Genomic DNA, 19,244 nt, shown 5'->3' with positions numbered 1-19,244 from the left:
GTTTAGCGCAGTGGCAAGCGGGCTTGTTCGCCGGTGCCCGTTGCCCGGGCAGCGACCCGCCTGCGCCAACCGTTCCTTCAATCCGGAGTTCTTTCAATGTCAGCCTCTCGCGATACCTTCAGCCTGCCCGTCGTAACCCGCTCGACTCCAGCGCAAGAGATTGCACTGCTGAGCGACCAGGCAGGTGCGGTGATCATCCGCAACTTCATGACCCCCGAACAAGTCGCACGGATCAACAACGAACTGGACGCTCCCCTGGCCGCGCTCGAGGCCGGCTCCAAGCACCAGCACGAGCTGATCGCCGAGTTCCATGGCCGCCAGACCAAACGGCTCACCAACCTCGTCACCCACAGCAAGACCTTTCGCGAGGAGATCCTCGATGACGACCTCTTTCACGACCTGGGGAACGTGCTCTACGCCGCGGAGTGCGGTGACTGGTGGCTGACCACGGCCCAGTTGATCGAGATCGGCCCAGGCAACAAAGCGCAAATGCTGCACCGCGACATGGCGCAGTACCAACCGTTCGTGGCCATGAATAAACATGCGCCGCGCACCATCACCAACCTGATGCTGGCGCTGACCGATTTCACCGAGGAAAACGGTGCCACGCGCTTGATCCCCGGGAGCCAGGACTGGGATGACTTCGACGATGTAGGAACCCCAGAAATGACGATCCCTGCCCTGTTGAAAGCAGGAGATGCCGTGCTGTTCGGCGGGAAAGTCGTTCATGGCGGCGGGGCCAACGTGACCGCTGACTTCTACCGTCGCGGGCTGACCATCCCGATGCAGGCTTCGATCATCACGCCTGAAGAGGCCTACCCGTTGATCGTGCCGCTCGAACTGGTCAGAACGCTTGCTCCGCGCGTTCAGAAGATCCTCGGCTTCCGCTCCCAGTACCCCAATGGCAGCCCAGGCCTGTGGCAACATAACTACGCAGACCTGGCCGACTATCTCCAGCTCTAGAAGCCTTCCACGCTGGCCGGCCTGGCCCCGAAGGCGCCAGGCCCAACCGAGTCCCCGGACAAGCAAAGAGGCCGGTGAACACTTTCATTCCTGGCGGGGCATTACTCCGCGACGTGAAAACAGCAGCGGCGTGCCGTCGGCGTTGAACAGCGCCGCCGTCAGCGAAAGGCCGTCAGCCGACGGTGCTTCCTGGAAACTGTTTCCACCATCCCTGCTCCGTACCTTCAGTCCGTCAAGCCCGACCGCCAGTACCCGAGCGCCAGCCACTGCTATGGATGTGACCGAGCCCTTGCCTTGCGTTGGCACTCTGCGAAAAGCCTTGCCATCGGCAGAGCCCTGCAACAGGGTGCCACGCTGACCACCCAGCAGCAGACGCCCATCGGCCAGCACCGCGCCAGACCACAGGGTGCCCTCATAGCCGGTATCCAGGTAACGCCAGTTCTTCCCCTGGTCGTCGGAGCGCAGCACCTGCCCATGCTCGGCCGTGGCGTACAGGGTGCCGTGGTTGTCGGCAAACAGCCCCATCAGGTTGAGGTCGGCCCGCTTGGCTCCTGGAGGCGCTTGCAACGGCTGCTCCGTCCATGTCTTGCCGCCATCCTCGGTGGTCAGCACCAACGACCAGAGGCCTACCGCAACGCCCTGCCGGGCATCGAAAAAGTGCACGGCGAACAGCGGCCGGTCTTCTTCGCTCGACAGGCGCTGGACCTGCCAGGATTCCCCGCCGTCGGCGGTGGACAGGATCGCCCCCCAGTGACCCACCGCCCAGCCGTGCCTGGCATCCACGAAGGACACACCCGTCAATGGCGTGGATAGTGGGACCGAGCGTGCCTGGCGCCACTGCCTGCCCTGGTCGTCGGACAACAACACGACACCGTGGTCGCCCACGGCAACCACCCGCTCTCCGGCCCAGCCGGCGGCCAGCATGGTGGCCTGCGTGGCATTGCCCGCCTGCACGGCCGGCACGGCCTGCAACGGCGCGGCCTGGAGAGACATCAGCGGCAATCCTGCTGCGAGCAAGGCCGCGGTGAATGAAACCCTGAACTTCATGCTTCTCTCCTCAGTGCACCAGCGCGCCGATCATGCGCACGGGACGTTTGCGCGGGAACGCCCGCTCCAGCCATACGGCGAAGGCCGGCAGCACGGTCATGGCCATGACCATGTTGACGACGAACATGAAGGCCAGCAGCTTGCCCATGTCGGCCTGGAACTTGAGCTCCGAGAAGGCCCAGGTGGCCACGCCAACGGCCAAGGTGATGGCGGTGAAAATGGTGGCGACGCCCACCTCGAGCAGCGCGTACTCCACCGCCTTGGTGATCGTCTGGCCATGGGCCAGGTGCAGTTGCAGGCGGTTGTAGATGTAGAAGGCGTAATCGACGCCAATGCCCACTGCCAGCACCATCACCGGCAAGGTGGCGATGGTCAGGCCGATCTGCAGCTCCTTCATGAACCAGTAGCCAATGAAGGTGCCGATGGTCAGCGGCAGGCAACACACCAGGACTGCCCGCAAGTCGCGATAGACCACGAACACCAGCAAGGCGATGGCGGCATAGACGTAAAGCAGCATGGGGGTTTCGCTCTTCTCCACCTCTTCGTTGATCGCTGCCAGGACGCCGGCGTTGCCGGAGGCGAGGCGAATCGAAATGCCTGACATCGGATACTCGCTGCGGAAGGCCTTGGCGGCGTCCACCACTCGGTTGATGGTCGTGGCCTTGTGATCGGCCAGGTACAGGTGCACGGCCGACATGCTGCAATCGGTGCGCATCAGCCCGGGGGTTCGCGCAACCTCGGTGGCCAGCGCGGCGTAGTTCATCGGGTCGATGGGCACCGCCGCCATCTTCGGGTTGCCTTCGTTGTAGCCCTCGTTGAACTGACGCATGGTGGTGGAAAAGGACGCGACCGAGAGGACGCCGGGCACCCCCTGCATGGCCCACACGAAACGATCCTGGTACTGGCCCAGGGCAACATCCTCGCAGGCCACCTCGGAAGGAGCCTTGTCGACTTCGAACACCACGCTGAGCCAGTCCAGGCCAATGTCGTAGTTGCTGGCGATGGAGACCGCGTCGCGATTGAAGCGCGAGTCCTCGCGCAACTCCGGCGCACCCGCCTGCAGCGTGCCGACGACGCGGTCATGGCTTTGCCAGATCGCCGCCAGGAACACCGCCAAGGCTGCGCCGAGCACCCACTGCGCCTTGCGTGGCTCGGCGAGCCGGGCCAGGCCCCGCAGCCAACGGCTGCGACGCTGCCGGGAAACCTCCTGGGCGGCTGCGTACTTGTCGTCGACGCGCAGCAACGACGCCATCAACGGCAACATCACCAGGTTGGTGACGATCTTGTAGGCCACGCCAAGCGAAGCCGTGATCGCCAGTTCCCGCACCATCGGGATCGGGATCAACAGCAGCGTCACGAAGGAAACCAGCGCGGTCACCAGCGCCAGCGTCCCGGGAACCAGCAACCCGGTGAAGCTCGAGCGTGCCGCCTCTTCGGCGCTCTTGCCGATGGCGATCTCGCGCACGATGAAGTTGATTTGCTGCACGCCATGGGAAACCCCGATGGCGAACACCAGGAAGGGCACCAGCACTGCCAGCGGATCGAGCCCGTAGCCCAACAGGCGCAGGCTGCCGAACTGCCAGACCAGCGAGGCCAGCGAACAGACCAACGCCAGCAAGGTGAAACGCAGCGAGTGGCAATACCAGTACACCGCCCCCGCCGTCAGCAGCAACGCCAGCAAACAGAACTCCAGCACGGCTGAAGCTCCGTCGGCGATGTCGCCGATCTGCTTGGCGAAACCGATGATCTGGATTTCGAAATCGCCGTCTTCGAAGCGCTGGCGGATCTCTTTCTCCAGCCGATGGTTGAAGGTTACGTAGTCCAGATGGGCGCCCTGGCTATCGTACTCGTTGAGTTCCACCGTGATCATCGCGCTGCTCTGGTCCCGGGAAACCAGCGTACCGATGAAGCCGCCCTGGGCAGTGGAATTGGCGATCTTCGCGATGATCCGGTCATCCAGGTGCTCGGGAGAAACCGTTCCGGGTACCAGCGGATCAGCACGAAAACCTTCCTCGGTGATTTCGTTGACGAAGGCGTTGGGCGTCCACAGGGAGCGCACGCTGCTACGCGATACTCCCGGGAGGAAGGTCACCGCCTGGGTGACGTCATACAGCCGCTTCAGGCCCGGGGCGCTCCAGATATCGCCCTCTCGGGCCTTGACCACGATGGTCAGTCGGTTCGCCCCCAGCAGGTCATTGCGGTAGGCCTCGAATGTCTCGATGTATTCGTGGCCTACTGGCAATTGCTTTTCGAAGCCGGCATCCATGCGCAGCTGTACGGCGAACCAGCCCATGATCAGCGTGAATACCGCCAGGCTCGCCAGCACCAGCCGGCGATGCCTGAACAACACACCTTCGACATATGACAACAGGCCACGTGTCGGGGCCTCAGGTAGCTTTACAGAACCGTTCACGGCAAGCCTCACAAGGTGCGGGAGATCGCGATGCCGACATAATCGCGGTCACGATAAAGCTGGTCGTAGGGCGTCTCACCGCCCATGAACTTCGCGTAGTTGAGGGAAATCTGCCAACTGGCCGGGTTCCGCACGAAGTTCAGGTACAGGTTCATGCTGCTCGCGTCCTCGGTGAAGGTTGCGCTGAGGTTCGGTGTCCGTCCTCCCAGCGACCGTGCATAGAAGACGCCCGGCGTGACCTGCCAGCCCGGCAACAAGGTGCCGTCATAGGTCAGGCTGAAGTCCAGGTTGATCCCTGAAGAGGTCTTGTCGCCACGGGACTTCGGCGCTCTGGCAGGATCCAGCTGCCAGGCATTGAGTCCCGCGGCGAGCGGTTCGCCATTGACCTCGTCATGCAGCCCCGGGTACTTGATGACCACCAGTTCGGTCAGCAAGCTGCCCGTGCTGGCCCCGCTGAAATCCAGAAGCGTCGGGGAATTGGACGGCGTGAAGCTGTACAGGCCGGTCAGGTGCCACTGGAATTTCTTCTCGTCCTTCCAGCATTTGCCGCCGTTGCCGGTACACAGGTCGATGACCGGGTTGAGCATGACCGAGTCCTTCGGCCGGTACGACAGCTCCGTACCGACGGCCCAGTCACCGATCGGCATGTTGGCACTGATGCCGTACATCATCCGGTCTTCCTGGTACTCCCAGGTCGGTGCCGCCGCGAAGGTGTTCGGGTCGAGAATGGCGACACGCAACGATGGCAACTTGTCGTGATAACGCATTACGTAGAAGCCATAGGCGACGTCGCTGTCCTCCGGCTGCCAGCGCAGCGAAAGGCCCCACTGGCCGCTGTCGCGGGCGTCCTTTTCGGAGAATCCATAGTCCCCCCTGCCCTCACCCAGCGCGTTGGTGGTGGACCAGTAGCTGCCTACCGGCGGCAATTCGCTCTTGTTCCAGCGGAATTGATAGTAGGCCTCGACGTTGACACCCGAGCCCAGGCCCGACGCGACACTGAGCATCGGCGCCGGCAGCACGGCCTCCTTGAGCTGCACGCCGGGGCGCGCCAAGGCCTGGTAATCGTAGGCGTTGGTATTGTTGATGCCACCGGCCACGAACAGGCTTTCGCCCCAGTTGATCACCTGGTTGCCCAGGCGTGCGCGGACCCGCTGCCCGCCCACGTCGAAGCCTTTGCTCACCCACAGGTCCAGCAGGCGGGCCTTGAACGCGAGGTCGTCGCGAGCGTCGTCGCTCAGCCCGTTGCTGCCGACGCTCTCCGGGGTGTTGAACGACAGCGTGCCGGTGGTATCGGTGGCAGCGAAGTCGCGGATCCAGGTGCCGCGCGCCATGAAGGTGATGTCCTCGGGCATCTTCAGCAACAGCTCATGGGTGCCCTTGAGGTAGTTGGTGAACATGTCGCCGCGGTCGTAGTTCAGGTCGCCCTGGTCGGCCACGCCGGAGCTCTGCGCCAGGCAGCCGGAGGGCGCGTTGTGCCCGGTCGGTCCCTGGTTGATCAGGTTGCAGCCCCGTGACTCGGTACGCAGACCCATGCCTGCGGTGATCGTGGAGTCGAAGGAGCCATTGAGGGTTTCGGTTTCGAACGTGAATCCCATTGCCAGTGGGGTTGTGCACGCGATGACAAGGCCTGAGGCTTTCGTAATTATTTTTTTCATGCTGGCTCTCGATCTGGCGTCGGTTAGCGCTCGCTGATGGCTCGCAGATTGTCGGAGGTGAAGAAGTCACGCTTCAGGCGGGGGGAGCCGTTGTCTTCGGTGAGCCAGCGAATATCGTTCTTGCCCGCACCGATCGAGGTCATGTCGAAGAGGTAGCGGCCATCCGCCAGGTTGTACTGGACCTGGGCCTGGACGTCGCAGGCGCCTGTCTCGTACACGGGAATCGAGAACCCTTCGCGCACTTTCCAGATCTGCCCTTGCTTGTCGTAGTCCACCGCCAGCAACGGGTTCCAGCTGTCCTCGTCGATGTAGAACATGCGCTTCGGCGCCTGATGGCGCATGCCTTGACGGACATTGGCCTCGACGACCCAGACCCGATGCAGCTCATAGCGACGCGACTGCGGCGCGATCGAGTCGTTGCCGGCAAACGTCTCCACCTTGGCGCCAGTGTCGTAGGCACCGAAATCGTTGTAAGGCACCAGCAACTCCTGCTTGCCGATCAGCTTCCAGTCGAAACGGTCCATGGTGCCGAAGAAGACGTTCGCCTCGTCGACGGTGTACTGGTTATCCAGGCCGATCTGTGGCGCATCGTAGGAGTACGACGGCATTCGCCGCACGCGGCGCTGGCCGGGGAAGTAGTAGAAGGTCGTGGCCTGTTCGCCGGCCACGGCAGTCTGTACCGCGGACTGGCCGGCCAGAGCAGCCGGCTCGAGGTAGTTGAAGAAGGTCGCATTCTCCAGGCGGCCAACTGACGAGAAGAGCGCACTCCCCTTTTTCCCCCAGGGCGTGAAGAAGAAGGTATCTGTCGACTGACGTAACCATTCCCCCCCTTTGCGTGGAGAAATTCCGGAAATGGTCCGGGGAATTTCGACGCCAACGCCGCGGTAGCGCATCTTCATGTTCCACATCACCTCGGCACCGGTACTCGGCATGGGGAACGGGATGCCCGGAACGTGAGCCTCGTCCAGAGCGAGGCCGGCAGCATCGAGCTTGGCGAAACCAACGTTCTGCCGGGTGTTCTCGACCACGAAGTCCGGAGCGCTACAGGTCCGACGGGTCGGATACACATCCATGCGATAGCCGGGAATCCTCTTGAACAGCTCGACCTGTCCGGGGGACAGCTTGCTCGAGTGTTGCGCGAGATTGTTCGCGTCGATGCTGTAGAGCGGCTTGTCGCCCTTGAACTTCCAGTGCTCTCCTCGCACCTGGCCGTAGCTCCATCCCTCGTCCTGCTGTCCAGGCTGCGTCCAGGCAGGAATATCCCCGCTTGCACTCGCTGCGATCTCCCCGCCCAAGGGGGTCAGTTTCGACCCCAGCGCCTCGGGGCCCTGGGGCGCAGCCTGGACCGAACAGAGCACGGTCGATACCGCGAGGGTCATGAACAACTGCTGCTGGAAAACACGACGGGTGGGCGCTTCACCTTCCAGCCGTTCAGTTACATCTTTCATTGGATGGCTCCTCACACAGGGCATGGACCGGTTGCTCGACCTCCCAAGGGGAAGAAGTCGGCTCCTGTCGATAATGATCATTTGACCTGATCAATTGACCATGTCGGACGATCATGAGGCAAACCATATGCCAGTTCTCTTTCATGTTTTTTTAATTGTTATAAATCAGGCGGTTATGGAAAAAGTTCTGTTCCAGGCCCAGTGCCCTGTGCACCACCTTGGGAAGTAAAGAAACATGTGTTACCTGGAGATGCTTGGTAACAGGGCACAAGAGAGCTTGAGGGGAACTTTCGTAGATATCGGCTCGGGCATTTTTAATTGTCGTTTCGCCTCGGGTCAGAGGGAGCGATCGGATATGACCGGTCATGAATCGAGCAACTTTATCCGACAATGCACGCTCCGCGGCGGAGCGGGACTATAGCGGATGTAATGCCTGCAAAAAAAACCGCCCCGAAGGGCGGTAAAAGGCAGGGCCAGGGCCTGCCATGGAGTTACAGCAGAACAGTTCTGCCAGGTTATCGGGTCAGAAAGAAAAACTTGTCGCGCCGTATTGTTTATCGCGGACGAGGAAACGCTTGGCCGTATACCTTGTTCGAACGCTCCAGCGCACCATAGGCATAGTACAACTGCACCATGGAATAGGACCAAGCCAGGAAGGCCATGGTCATGAAGACCATCTTCGTGTCGTCTCCCGGAATCGGGAAGAAGTCATATCTGAGCGCTACTACCAGGCCCGCCAGCCCGCCAGCGATGGTGGCCAGAGTATGGAGGGCTTCGCCTGCACGGGCCAGTTGCAAGGTGAAGTAGCAAAGATACAAGGTATAGGCTGACCACATGAATACATAGAAATAAGGGAGGAATCCCTCGATGATTCCAGACAGGAAATAGACGCCGGTAGCGGCAAAGCCAGCTACAAAAATGAGGATGTCCTTGGTGGGCGACGGTTTGTAATCGTGGGTAACTGCCATTAGCCCGAGCGTAGCGATAACTGGCACTCCCACCCCTCGCGAAAAGGCGTCGAGAAAGATCGCGATGTTGTAGTTGGCTTGCCAGCCGGTGGCTATGAATGTAGTGAAGTTCGATGCCGAGATACCTACGATCAAGAACTCCAGGCCAAGCAAATAGTTTTTCCGCCTGATGAATGCAGCGCCATAAAACAATCCGGAAATCACCAGGAGAATACATGAGAGCAGAGCGAACAAGTCTCTCGGTTCCACGTTAACTGCCCCTTCAGATAGAGTTGTATCGATGCCTTGTGTCTAATCGGTGCAAGGGAGTACGGGCATAACCCCATTAACTCCCCGCATCGTTATCAGCCGTTCAAGGCTTTGTCTTTGCGCACTTTCTTGTCGGTCCATGCATCCAGTAGCCTGGCGGCCGCAAAGGCCGTCTTTATGGCGCACCATTGAAGTGGCTCGGGTAGCATGGATGGCGTCTTGTGTTCCAGCGCCGCTAGCAGCGGAGGCTCTCCACCGCCGATTCGCTCGGCGAAAAGCGCGCCCATGAGCGATTGAGTGGCAAGGCCATGCCCTGAACATCCCGCCGTATAGAAGATGTTCTGCCTGGCCCCTGTCACCCCGACCACGGGGAGGAAGTCGTAGGCCCCGCTGATATACCCGCTCCAGCAATGCCGAATGGCAAGGCCCTGCAAGGAAGGAAAACGCTCGCGCAACACTCTCGACAACGCGGCGTAGGCGGCGTGGTCCGGAACATTGGGTGTCTTCGAGCCGTAGGCATAACCCAATTGCTTCACGGTCAGCAGCAGGGTGTCATGGGCCGTCAGGCGATGACTTTCCATGGTGTAGTGCGGCGTAATGAGGCCTTCACGCTCTTGCCAACCCAGGGACGCCAGTTGCTCCGCCGATAGCGGCTGGGTTTCGATTGCCGAAACCCGGATCGGTGCAACCTTGTTGCGGAGCACTCCCAGCTGAGGCGTGTAGGCGTTGGTCGCCAGAACCATTACAGGGGCGGTGGCGATACCCTGGGCCGTATTGCAGGTAATCACCTGCCCTTCACAGTAGGAAAGCACCGGCGTGCGTTCGTACAATTTCACGCCAGCCTTGATTGCCGCACGACGCAGGCCGTTGACGTACTTTCCCGGATTCAAGGTGCCGCCACGCTGCTCGCTGCCAAACAGGAATGCGGGCGGTATGCCTCGCGCGCGCATCTCGGCGCTATCCACGAAGCGCGTGACAGAGCCCAGCGCGTGGCCAAGCTCCATGTTCGCTCGCAGTCGCTTTTCCTGGCTGGGATGGACGGCGGCCCGGATGATTCCCGAGGGCGTGTAATCGCAATCGATGTCCAGCGCAGCCAAACGCTCTTCCACATAGGTGACGGCCTCGTCATAGAAACCGACGAACTTACGTGCCTGCTCAAGCCCCACTCGCTTGACGAAAACCTCGCATTCTATGCCCATGCTGCCGAGCAGATAGCCGGCATTGCGCCCGCTGGCCCCGAAGCCTGCGAACTGCTGTTCCAGAACGATGACGTTCGCTCCACGCGCCCTTAGTTCCAGCGCCGTTGACAGGCCGGCGAACCCGGCGCCGACCACGACTACGTCTGCGTGCTCGTGGCCTTTCAGCGCCGGCTGCAGGTCGTCTGGCTGCTCCACCCATCCGCCAAGGCTGCGGAATCTCATGGGTTCTGCATTGTTGCGTGCCGCTCCGTTGAAGGCATTCATTCACATCACTCCCGGGTTGCCGGACGTTGTTCCTCTCATGGGCCGATCCATGGCAGTGCCGCTAGAACCCCTTCCCCGCCTCGGAAAAGGAGGGCATGCCCAACAGCTCTTGCGGGTCACGCATCTGACCATCGATCTCCACCCAACCCAGTAGCGTGGAACTGGCACTCCACCCCAGCAGACGCTGCATTTGCGAGGGGAGCTGCCGGACGCGCTCGACGGGTATGGAAAGGAAGTGGTTTTCTTCCAGGCGCAGGAAGGCCAGGTCATAGGCCATGGTCAGGCCTGTGCGAGGAGCGTCGGATCTGTTGGCGCCACCGCCGTGATATACCGATCCCAGCCAGAGAAGCGCAGTGCCTGCCTTCATTTCTGCGCCGATGGTTTCTTCCTGGGTGGGCATCCGTTCGTCATCCCATTGATGACTGCCAGGAATGACCCGCGTCGCGCCGTTCTCTTCGGTGAAGTCGGTAATCGCCAGCATGAGCTGCAAGCGAGCCTCGCGACCATACTGCGGATGCCGCCAGAGCGAAGTGGCATCGTCGCGATGCAGGGGTTGAAGACCTTGTCCAGGCCCGATCTGTATCGCCTGGGTCATGCTCAGTTGGATATCGGGCGTGATCTCGACCCGATCGTTCCCTACCCAGACATGGGTGGGAGTCTGCAATACCTGCTTTGCCGTCTCGAGGAACAGGGGGTTCAGTGCCACTTCCACGGCGGAGTCGCTTTTCGCCAGGATCCGCGCGGTACGTCGAGTCTGGGTGCCGGCGAAGTAAGGGTCCATGCCGCAGGGGGTAACGCCCAGATAGCTGTCCAGGTCCTCGGTAAGAGACTTCAAGGTTTCTTCCGAGACGAAGTTGCAAATAGCGACAGCGCCATCACGCCTGATGATTTCCACTACCTGCTCGATCGGGGTGTCGCAGCTGACTGTCGTCAATCTTCGCGTACTCATCTGATGCCTACCTGTGTGGTGTTGTCATTGTTCTGCAGGGCTTCCGCAATCAACCTCAGCCCATGAGCGTTCACTCTCATGCGGTCAGACCGCCCTCTCCTTGCGCCTGGCGCGGAAAGGAGGTTTGATCATACGACATGATCATGTGATCAAGTCAAACGATTAATAATTCTGCGTGGCATCTCGGCGCTCAGGAAAGGCCTGCCGAATCAAGATCCGGCTCTACGCGGGTTCGCGCTGGCGATAGCGGATTGCCCAGGCTCGATCCTGTTCCGCTTCGGCTACGCATCGCCGGCGGTCGGAGCGAAACATCTGGAGAGACAAAGGGTCGCTGCCTCGGTCCTCAAGCGTGTCGACTCATGGATTGGGGGACGGCCATGCGTTAGCATTCGTCCCGGTCGACAGCGGACCAGTCGCCTGGCGGCAACACCGAAGAAGGAGAAGCTGAATGGCTCGAGTGGGCGCCGAAGTGCGCAGGCAAGACTTTATTGAGGCCGCCGTGAAGGTGATCGCGGAATATGGTGTGGCGAATGCCACTACCCGTCGCATCGCGGCCGCGGCGAATTCTCCATTGGCCTCCCTGCACTATGTCTTCCACACCAAGGACGAATTGTTCGACGCGGTCTATGAATCCCTGATAGACAAGCCACAGCAGTCCTTGCTGCATGTTACGGCGGGAGCCACGGCGGCAGACTCGGTAGCAGAGATATTGCGCCAGTTGGTCGGGTGGTTCACCACGCATCCGGAACTGGCGACTACGCAGTTCGAGCTGTTTTTCTGGAATCTGCGTAACAACCCCGCGATGGCGAGCAAGATCTACACCGATTCCGTCGAAGCGACGAAGCAGGCCATTGAACAGGTCGCTGGCTCGGTGCTGGACCAGGAAGCGCTGGCCATTGTCAGTCGCTTGCTCATCAACCTGTTCGATGGCTTGCTTCTCGCCTGGTCCGCCCATGGTGACCAGGAGCGGCTGAATGCCGAGACCGAAGCCGCCTGCCAGGCTGTGAAGCTGTTGGTGGCCAGCTTCTGATCTTTTCGAAGGCGCATCTCTAGAGAGGGGCATGGTGACACGGTTCGCCGTGCCCCTGCTCTTCGGGCCTCTTGCCAGTTCAGGTGCAGCGCCTCTTCTAGTTCTCCTCTCCCCGCCTCCGCTTCCAGCGGAATCCTGGGCGGCTATCTCGCCGGTCCTTCCCCCTCATAGTCCTGCAAGTTGACTGTGCGCTTCTCGTCCATGCAACAGGCCTTCCGCCATGGCTTGGCGGGAACTGGCTGCGGCACCTAGGTGCAAATAAACCCAAACCGATGGAAACCTGGTGCATTTCGCACCTTGTACCAGCAACTCGCTCGCGCCTATTCTGGTCAAACGATCAAGTCAAAAGATCAAGTCTCTATAACACAACAATAGGAGGCGACATGTCCTCTCACACTGCTCTTCCAATTGAGCCGCTCGATGTTCTGATCATAGGAGCCGGTGTGTCTGGCATCGGCGCTGCGGCTTACCTTCGACGTCACCAGCCGCACAAGGTGTTTGCGATTCTCGAGTCCCGGGAGCGAATGGGCGGCACCTGGGACCTGTTCCGCTATCCCGGCATACGCTCCGACTCGGACCTGTACACCTTCGGCTTCGACTTCAAGCCTTGGACCAAGGCGAAATCTCTGGCGGATGCCGCCGACATTCTCGAATACCTGCGAGAAGCCGTCGCTGAATACCAGTTGGCCCCCTTCATCCAGTACCGGCAGAAAGTGGTCTCGGCGAATTGGCAGAGCGACAAAGGGCTGTGGGCGGTATGCGTCGAGGACGGCCACACGGCAGAAACCCGCACCATCGAATGCCGCTGGCTGTTCAGCGCAGGCGGCTACTACCGTTATGACCAAGGCTTCAGCCCACGCTTCGAGGGCGCGGAGCAGTTCAAGGGGCAAATCATCCACCCGCAACACTGGCCCGAGCGCTTGGACTATCGGGGCAAGCATGTGGTGGTCATCGGCAGCGGCGCAACGGCGGTGACCCTGATTCCCGCCATGGCCGACGAGGTCGCCAGCATCACCATGTTGCAGCGGACGCCCTCCTATATCGTCAACCAGCCCGCCAACGATTCCGTTGCCGCTTTTCTTCGCAAGATTCTGCCGGCGCAAACCGCCTACTCACTGACGCGCTACAAGAATGCCAAGATCACCCTGGTCTTCTGGCGATTCTGCCAGCGCTTCCCCGGGCTCGCCCGCAAGCTGCTCATATGGCTGACCCGTAGAGAATTACCGAAGGGCTATCCGGTCGACGTTCATTTCAACCCGCCCTACAAGCCCTGGGACCAACGCTTGTGCTCGGTTCCCGAAGGCGATCTTTTCAAGGCCATCAGTGCAGGTAAAGCCTCGGTCGTTACCGACCATATCGAGCGCTTTACCGAGTCCGGTGTCTTGCTCAAGTCCGGCACGGAACTGAAGGCCGATATCATCATCACGGCCACCGGTCTGAACGTGCAGTTGTTCGGCGGTATCGCCCTGCACAAGGATGGCGAGCCGGTAGTGTTGAGCCAGACGCTGGCGTACAAGGGCACGATGCTTTCCGGCGTACCCAATTTTGCCTTTGCGGTGGGCTATACCAACTCATCCTGGACGCTGAAAGTATGCCTGCTGTGCGACCACTTCTGTCGCTTGCTGGGCTTCATGGACAGCCAGGGCCATAACGTCTGCGAGCCGAAGGCGCCGGATGGTGTCGAAACCCGTCCCCTGCTGGATTTCGGGGCCGGATATGTCCAGCGGGCATTGGATAGTATGCCGCGCCAGGGGCCTCGTGAGCCCTGGGTGATGTCGATGGATTACTTCCGTGACATCAAGCTTTTGCGCCGAGGGAAGGTCGCCGACGAATGCCTCCGGTTCAGCACGGTGCCTGACGCCTACCTGCACAGAAGCGTGGCGCTTCAGACTCAGGGCGGCGGGCGATGACTGCGGATCGGTTCTGCGAGCTACCGGGCAAGCGTAGCCTCTGCTATCGCAGCCACGGTCCGGAAACCGCGCCTGCGGTCATCCTCATTGTCGGCCTGGGGCTGCAATTGATCTATTGGCCTGAAGCGCTCATCGCCGGCCTGGTCGAGCGGGGCCTGCGCGTGATCACGCTGGACAATCGTGACTCGGGCAGGTCTTTCTTCACCGAGGTTACCCCGCCCTCGACCCTGCAACAGTTCTTCCGCAAACCGACTGCGGGGTATGACCTGGGCGACATGGCCGACGATGTGATCGGCCTCATGGATGGCCTGCGCCTGGGTGCGGCGCACGTCGTAGGGATGTCGATGGGCGGCATGATCGCCCAGACACTTGCCGCTCGTTATCCGCAGCGAGTCATGAGCCTGGCGTCCATCTTCTCGACGACAGGATCGCTTCGAGTAGGCCAGCCAGCGTTCAAGACCATCTTGCAGCTTCTCCGGCGTCCTCCCCGGAACCAGCGGGAGAGCGTTCGCGACTATGTGGAGATCATGCGTTCCGTCGGTACGACGCTGGAATGGGACGAGCAGGCCCATCGCGACTACGCCATGCAAGCCTGGGAGCGAGGCGGCGGGGAAGCGAGCAACCTCGGGATGGCGAGGCAGATCGGCGCCATCATCAACTCGGGCGACCGAACGCAGGAACTCCAGCGAATTCGCTGCAACACGCTGGTCATCCATGCTGAGAAAGACCTCATGGTCGCCACCAGCGGAGGCTTCGCCACGGCGGCGGCCATTCCCAGGGCACGCTTGGTGCTGTTGCCGGGAATGGGGCATGACTTCCCCGCCTGCCTGACAGGAACGCTGCTTTCCCTGCTCGCAGGCCAAATGCATTAGTACGGAACATCCCTTCAGGGGCGGGTGGGTGCCGCCCCTCTTTTTACACCTCGGGACTTGCATGGGGCTTTTCGAAGTTCGTGCTTATCCAGGCCCACATAAGACAAAAAGGTTCCCGGTTGATTCTCGACCGCAGAGCCATGCATCACACGCCGGAGCCGTTGGTTCGCCCTGCGCGTGAATTCCTCCACTGCCGTTCAACAACGACAAAAATCGAGCAAGAGGTACGTATGGAATTCAAGTTCTTACTCCCCGCCAAAGTCGTGATGGGACCCGACCTGCGTGAGCGCACCGGCGAATACCTGCGGGAACTCGGCATGGCGCATGTGCTGATCGTGACGGACGCCGGGGTAAAGGCCGCAGGCCTGTTGAATGGCGTGTATGCCAGCCTGAATGAGTGGGAGATCGCGTTCGACGAGATATCGGACGTCAAGGCAAACCCTCGCAGCGAAGACATCAACCAGGCGGCGCAGCTGTATCGCGGCAAAGGTATCCAAGGCCTGCTGGCCATCGGCGGCGGCAGCGCGATGGACGCGGCCAAGGCGATCAGCCTGCTGCTGACCCACGAGGGTCGGATCGAAGACTACGAGGGCTCTTTCACCCTCAGGCACGCCATCCCGCCTATCGTCGCCATCCCGACCACCGCCGGAACCGGCAGCGAAGTGACCTGTTTCTCGGTGATCACCGATACCGCCCGGCATTTCAAGATGAGCGTCCAGGACTACCGGGTGGGCCCCGTTCTGGCATTGCTCGACTCCCGCATTCTCGACACGCTGCCTGCATCGATTGCCGCCGCAACCGGCATGGATGCCCTCACCCACGCCATCGAAGCCTACACCTGCCGTGTGTCGAATCCGATCAGCGACGGGCTGGCGCTGCATGCCATCCGCCTGATCAGCCAATACCTCAGGCCCGCCGTACTGGAGCCGGGCAACCTGCATGCACGCGAGCAAATGCTGGTGGCCAGCCTGATCGCCGGCATGGCCTTCGGTAACGCGGACGTCGGCAGCGTGCACTGCATTTCCGAAGCCATCGGAGGCATGTACGACACGCCACACGGCGTGGGCAACGCGATCTTCCTGCCCTTCGTGTTCGGCCATAACCGCGACGCCGACATCACCCGCCACGCGCAGGTCGCCTATGCACTGGGTATCGACCCCAACCTCTCGCCGGCCGAGGCCGCCGAGGCCGCTGTCGGCTACCTGTTCCAGATGAGCAAGGACCTGGGCATCCCCCGCTTCGCCGAGGTGAAAGGCGTGCGCGAGGAAGACTTCCTGAGCATCGCCGAAAAGTCGAAGAAGAATTTCTCCGACGGCAGCAATGCCAAGCAAATGACGGTGGAAACCTACCGTGAAATCGTCGCCGCCGCTTACCACTACGTAGCGTGAAGGAGGCCAGTCATGAGCGAATCAATCGCCGGCGCTTCATTGAAGCGCACGCTGGGTCCGTTTTCCGTTCTGCTGTTCGGTCTGGCGTTCCTCGCTCCGTTGATCGTGTTCGGCACCTATGGCGTGATCACGCAGGCCAGCGGCAACACCACGGCGATGGCCTACCTGATCGCGGCAATCGGCGTGGTGTTCACGGCCTTGAGCTATGGCCGGCTGGTCAGGGTGTTCCCGGTCGCCGGTTCGGCCTACACCTATACTCGCAAGATGCTGAGCGCGAACCTCGGCTTCATGGTGGGCTGGGCCGCCCTGCTCGATTACTTCTTCATCCCGATGCTGATCTGGCTGCTCGGCGCCAGCTACCTCAACATGGCCTTTCCAGAGGTGCCGCAATGGGTGTGGATCATCGGCTTCATCGTCTCCACCTCGCTGCTTAATATCCTGGGCATCCAGGTCGCCAACCGCTTCAACGTGCTGTTGATGGTCGCGCAACTGGCCATCATCGTCGTGTTCATCGGCCTGTGCGTGCACTACATCGTCGCGGCCAACGGCCCTGGCGGGCTGCTGTCGGCCAAGCCGTTCTTCAACCCGGACGTGTCCTTCGCCACCAGCATGGCCGGCGCCGCCATTGCCGCGTACTCGTTCCTGGGTTTCGACGCGCTGTCCACGCTCAGCGAGGAGACCCGCGACCCGGGCCGGACACTGCCGCGCGCGATCCTGCTGGTCGCATTGATCGGCGGTTCGGTCTACGTCGGCTCGTCGTACTTCATGTACCTGGCGCACCCCTCCCCCGCCTTCGAGCATGTGGACGGCGCCGCCTTCGAGATCGCCCGCATGATCGGCGGCGACCTGTTCTTCGCCGTGGTCCTGGCGGGGATCATCATCGCCCACTTCGCCGCAGGCATGTCGTTCCAGGCCAGCGTGGGCCGGCTGCTGTACGCCCTGGGGCGGGACAACCAACTGCCGCGCAAGCTGTTCGGTGTCCTGCATCCTCGCTACAAGACCCCGGCCTTCAACATTCTGCTCTGCGGCATTTTCGGCTGCGCGGGTTTTGCCCTGACGATCGCCACCGCGACGTCCCTGGTCAATTTCGGCGCGTTTCTCGCCTTCAGTGCAGTCAACCTTTGCGCGTTGCGGCTCTCCTTCGATACCCGCCTCGGAGACGGGGCGGGCTTGCTGCGCGGGGTGGTCTGCCCGCTCGTTGGCCTGGTCACGGCCGGGTGGATGCTGGTCAGCCTGGATAAAGACGCGCTGATCATGGGCTGTAGCTGGCTCGGCCTGGGGGCGGTCTATCTCGCTTGCCGGACCAGCTTCTTCCGCAACCCGGTGCCCGACGCGCTGGCGTAGCGACCACCCTTCTATCGAACGCTCTGACAACAACCACAAGGCCGGCTTCGAGCCTGCCCTTCAATGGCGAGAATCGATATGCAAACCAAACTTCTGATCAATGGTGCCCTGGTGGCCGGCGAAGGCGAGAGCCACGCGGTGTACAACCCGTCCCAGGGCAACGTCCTGGTGCGAATTACCGAGGCCAGCGGTGCCCAGGTCCATGCCGCGGTGCAGAGCGCGGATGCGGCCTTCGACGCCTGGTCGCAAACGCCGCCCAAGGATCGCGCGGCCCTGCTGCTCAAGCTCGCCGAGCGCATCGATGCCCAGGCGCACGTGTTCGCTCGCCTGGAGGCGGACAACTGCGGCAAGCCTTTCAACGCCGTGCTGCTGGACGAACTGCCCGCCGTATCGGACGTGTTCCGTTTCTTCGCCGGCGCCGTGCGCTGCCTGCAGGGCTCGGCGGCGGGAGAGTACGTCGCGGGGCATACCTCGATGATCCGCCGCGACGCGGTGGGCGTGGTCGCCTCCATCGCGCCGTGGAACTATCCGTTGTTGATGGCAGCGTGGAAACTCGGCCCGGCATTGGCCGGCGGAAACACCGTGGTGCTGAAACCGTCGGAGCACACGCCGCTGAGTACCTTGAAACTGGGCGAGCTGCTTGCCGAGATCTTCCCCGCCGGCGTGGTCAACATCGTCCACGGTCGAGGTGCCTCGGTGGGTGAGCCGCTGACCAGCCATGCCCAGGTGCGCATGGTGTCGCTGACCGGCTCCGTGCGCACCGGCAGCCGGATCATCGAAGGTACGGCCGAGAGCGTGAAACGCATGCACATGGAGTTGGGGGGCAAGGCTCCTGTACTGATCTTCGACGATGCCGACATCGACGCCGCCGTCGAAGGCATCCGCACCTTCGGCTTCTACAACGCCGGCCAGGACTGTACCGCCGCGTGCCGCCTCTATGTGCAGAAAGGGGTCTACCAGGAGTTCGTTCGCAAGCTCGGCGAGGCCGTATCCAGCATCCGGTGCGGGCTGCCGGACGATCCGGCGACCGAGATGGGACCGCTGATCACCAAGGAGCATCTGGAGCGTGTCGAGGGGTTCGTGAACCGTGCCAGGGAGTTGCCGCACATCGAAGTGGTCACCGGCGGCAAGCGCGCCGAGGGTGCCGGCTTCTTCTTCGAGCCGACGGTCCTGGCCGGCGCTACGCAGGAGGATGAGGTGGTGCGCCGCGAGATCTTCGGCCCGGTGGTGACCGTCTCGCCGTTCGAGGATGAAGCCCAGGCGCTGGCTTGGGCGAACGACTCCGATTACGGCCTGGCGTCTTCGGTATGGACCGCCGATGTGGGGCGCGCTCATCGCCTGGCCGCCCGCCTGCAATACGGCTGCACCTGGGTCAACACCCACTTCATGCTGGTCAGCGAAATGCCCCACGGCGGGGTCAAGCTGTCCGGCTACGGCAAGGACCTGTCGATGTACGGCCTGGAAGACTACACCGTGGTGCGCCACGTGATGTTCAAGCACTGACCGCCCACACCCCGGACTACCCAGATCATTTTTCAAGAGGTT

General features: G+C 61.6%; 14 protein-coding genes. 7 read left to right on the top strand and 7 right to left on the bottom strand.

Going from position 1 to position 19,244, the window contains the following annotated elements; all coding sequences use genetic code 11:
• Nucleotides 1-96 precede the first annotated feature (96 nt).
• Complete coding sequence (locus tag HMPREF3014_RS00540; RefSeq protein ID WP_003089190.1) at nucleotides 97-963, top strand: phytanoyl-CoA dioxygenase family protein; 867 nt, start codon at nucleotides 97-99, stop codon at nucleotides 961-963.
• An 84-nt stretch (nucleotides 964-1,047) separates the two neighbouring features.
• On the opposite strand, the gene HMPREF3014_RS00535 is transcribed toward HMPREF3014_RS00540, so the two are convergent.
• The 7 genes from HMPREF3014_RS00535 to HMPREF3014_RS00505 all read right to left on the bottom strand — a co-directional run bounded on the left by HMPREF3014_RS00535 (nucleotide 1,048) and on the right by HMPREF3014_RS00505 (nucleotide 11,155).
• Complete coding sequence (locus tag HMPREF3014_RS00535) at nucleotides 1,048-2,010, bottom strand: WD40/YVTN/BNR-like repeat-containing protein (protein ID WP_003144176.1); 963 nt, start codon at nucleotides 2,008-2,010, stop codon at nucleotides 1,048-1,050.
• Between the two features lie 10 nt (nucleotides 2,011-2,020).
• On the bottom strand, nucleotides 2,021-4,423 hold the full coding sequence (locus HMPREF3014_RS00530; RefSeq protein WP_023082917.1) for an efflux RND transporter permease subunit: 2,403 nt from the start codon (nucleotides 4,421-4,423) through the stop codon (nucleotides 2,021-2,023).
• A gap of 8 nt (nucleotides 4,424-4,431) precedes the next feature.
• On the bottom strand, nucleotides 4,432-6,078 hold the full coding sequence (locus tag HMPREF3014_RS00525; protein ID WP_003089183.1) for a DUF1302 domain-containing protein: 1,647 nt from the start codon (nucleotides 6,076-6,078) through the stop codon (nucleotides 4,432-4,434).
• A 23-nt stretch (nucleotides 6,079-6,101) separates the two neighbouring features.
• On the bottom strand, nucleotides 6,102-7,526 hold the full coding sequence (locus tag HMPREF3014_RS00520; RefSeq protein WP_003089182.1) for a DUF1329 domain-containing protein: 1,425 nt from the start codon (nucleotides 7,524-7,526) through the stop codon (nucleotides 6,102-6,104).
• A 554-nt stretch (nucleotides 7,527-8,080) separates the two neighbouring features.
• A complete protein-coding gene (locus HMPREF3014_RS00515; RefSeq protein WP_003158798.1) occupies nucleotides 8,081-8,728 on the bottom strand; it encodes a hypothetical protein in 648 nt (215 codons plus the stop codon).
• 110 nt (nucleotides 8,729-8,838) lie between these two features.
• The gene (locus tag HMPREF3014_RS00510; protein WP_003122771.1) at nucleotides 8,839-10,206 is read right to left on the bottom strand and encodes an NAD(P)/FAD-dependent oxidoreductase; all 1,368 of its coding nucleotides are present in this window, start codon (nucleotides 10,204-10,206) and stop codon (nucleotides 8,839-8,841) included.
• A gap of 61 nt (nucleotides 10,207-10,267) precedes the next feature.
• The gene (locus HMPREF3014_RS00505; protein ID WP_003158799.1) at nucleotides 10,268-11,155 is read right to left on the bottom strand and encodes a phytanoyl-CoA dioxygenase family protein; all 888 of its coding nucleotides are present in this window, start codon (nucleotides 11,153-11,155) and stop codon (nucleotides 10,268-10,270) included.
• A 448-nt stretch (nucleotides 11,156-11,603) separates the two neighbouring features.
• Between HMPREF3014_RS00505 and HMPREF3014_RS00500 the strand changes: the two genes are divergently transcribed.
• The 6 genes from HMPREF3014_RS00500 (at nucleotide 11,604) to HMPREF3014_RS00475 (ending at nucleotide 19,202) form a co-directional block, all read left to right on the top strand.
• Nucleotides 11,604-12,185 carry a TetR/AcrR family transcriptional regulator gene (locus HMPREF3014_RS00500; protein ID WP_004349750.1) on the top strand — a complete coding sequence of 194 codons (582 nt, stop codon included), beginning with the start codon at nucleotides 11,604-11,606 and terminating at the stop codon, nucleotides 12,183-12,185.
• A 383-nt stretch (nucleotides 12,186-12,568) separates the two neighbouring features.
• Nucleotides 12,569-14,095 (top strand): flavin-containing monooxygenase, encoded by a 1,527-nt coding sequence (locus tag HMPREF3014_RS00495; protein WP_023087521.1) that lies wholly within the window; start codon nucleotides 12,569-12,571, stop codon nucleotides 14,093-14,095.
• On the top strand, nucleotides 14,092-14,967 hold the full coding sequence (locus HMPREF3014_RS00490) for an alpha/beta fold hydrolase (RefSeq protein WP_004349746.1): 876 nt from the start codon (nucleotides 14,092-14,094) through the stop codon (nucleotides 14,965-14,967). Before HMPREF3014_RS00495 ends, HMPREF3014_RS00490 begins: the two co-directional genes overlap by 4 nt.
• Nucleotides 14,968-15,197: 230 nt before the next feature.
• Nucleotides 15,198-16,355: an iron-containing alcohol dehydrogenase gene (locus tag HMPREF3014_RS00485; protein ID WP_003158800.1), complete on the top strand. Its 1,158-nt coding sequence runs from the start codon at nucleotides 15,198-15,200 to the stop codon at nucleotides 16,353-16,355.
• 12 nt (nucleotides 16,356-16,367) lie between these two features.
• Nucleotides 16,368-17,699, top strand: coding sequence for an APC family permease (locus HMPREF3014_RS00480; protein WP_023087522.1), 1,332 nt, complete (start codon nucleotides 16,368-16,370; stop codon nucleotides 17,697-17,699).
• Between the two features lie 78 nt (nucleotides 17,700-17,777).
• A complete protein-coding gene (locus tag HMPREF3014_RS00475; RefSeq protein WP_003160242.1) occupies nucleotides 17,778-19,202 on the top strand; it encodes a gamma-aminobutyraldehyde dehydrogenase in 1,425 nt (474 codons plus the stop codon).
• Nucleotides 19,203-19,244: the final 42 nt, after the last annotated feature.

Origin of the sequence: Pseudomonas sp. HMSC065H01, from assembly GCF_001815235.1 — a bacterium.
GTDB classification, from domain to species: Bacteria; Pseudomonadota; Gammaproteobacteria; order Pseudomonadales; family Pseudomonadaceae; genus Pseudomonas; species Pseudomonas aeruginosa.
Note: the sequence above shows the minus strand (reverse complement) of the source record. Positions and strands in the feature narration are given on the sequence as shown.

Bases quoted from the DNA above. Each gene is read 5' to 3' on its own strand.
- HMPREF3014_RS00505 (WP_003158799.1), bottom strand. From the start codon at position 11,155: ATGAGTACGCGAAGATTGACGACAGTCAGCTGCGACACCCCGATCGAG.
- HMPREF3014_RS00490 (WP_004349746.1), top strand. From the start codon at position 14,092: ATGACTGCGGATCGGTTCTGCGAGCTACCGGGCAAGCGTAGCCTCTGC.
- HMPREF3014_RS00475 (WP_003160242.1), top strand. From the start codon at position 17,778: ATGCAAACCAAACTTCTGATCAATGGTGCCCTGGTGGCCGGCGAAGGC.
- HMPREF3014_RS00480 (WP_023087522.1), top strand. From the start codon at position 16,368: ATGAGCGAATCAATCGCCGGCGCTTCATTGAAGCGCACGCTGGGTCCG.
- HMPREF3014_RS00495 (WP_023087521.1), top strand. From the start codon at position 12,569: ATGTCCTCTCACACTGCTCTTCCAATTGAGCCGCTCGATGTTCTGATC.
- HMPREF3014_RS00535 (WP_003144176.1), bottom strand. From the start codon at position 2,010: ATGAAGTTCAGGGTTTCATTCACCGCGGCCTTGCTCGCAGCAGGATTG.
- HMPREF3014_RS00500 (WP_004349750.1), top strand. From the start codon at position 11,604: ATGGCTCGAGTGGGCGCCGAAGTGCGCAGGCAAGACTTTATTGAGGCC.
- HMPREF3014_RS00520 (WP_003089182.1), bottom strand. From the start codon at position 7,526: ATGAAAGATGTAACTGAACGGCTGGAAGGTGAAGCGCCCACCCGTCGT.
- HMPREF3014_RS00525 (WP_003089183.1), bottom strand. From the start codon at position 6,078: ATGAAAAAAATAATTACGAAAGCCTCAGGCCTTGTCATCGCGTGCACA.
- HMPREF3014_RS00485 (WP_003158800.1), top strand. From the start codon at position 15,198: ATGGAATTCAAGTTCTTACTCCCCGCCAAAGTCGTGATGGGACCCGAC.
- HMPREF3014_RS00510 (WP_003122771.1), bottom strand. From the start codon at position 10,206: ATGAATGCCTTCAACGGAGCGGCACGCAACAATGCAGAACCCATGAGA.
- HMPREF3014_RS00540 (WP_003089190.1), top strand. From the start codon at position 97: ATGTCAGCCTCTCGCGATACCTTCAGCCTGCCCGTCGTAACCCGCTCG.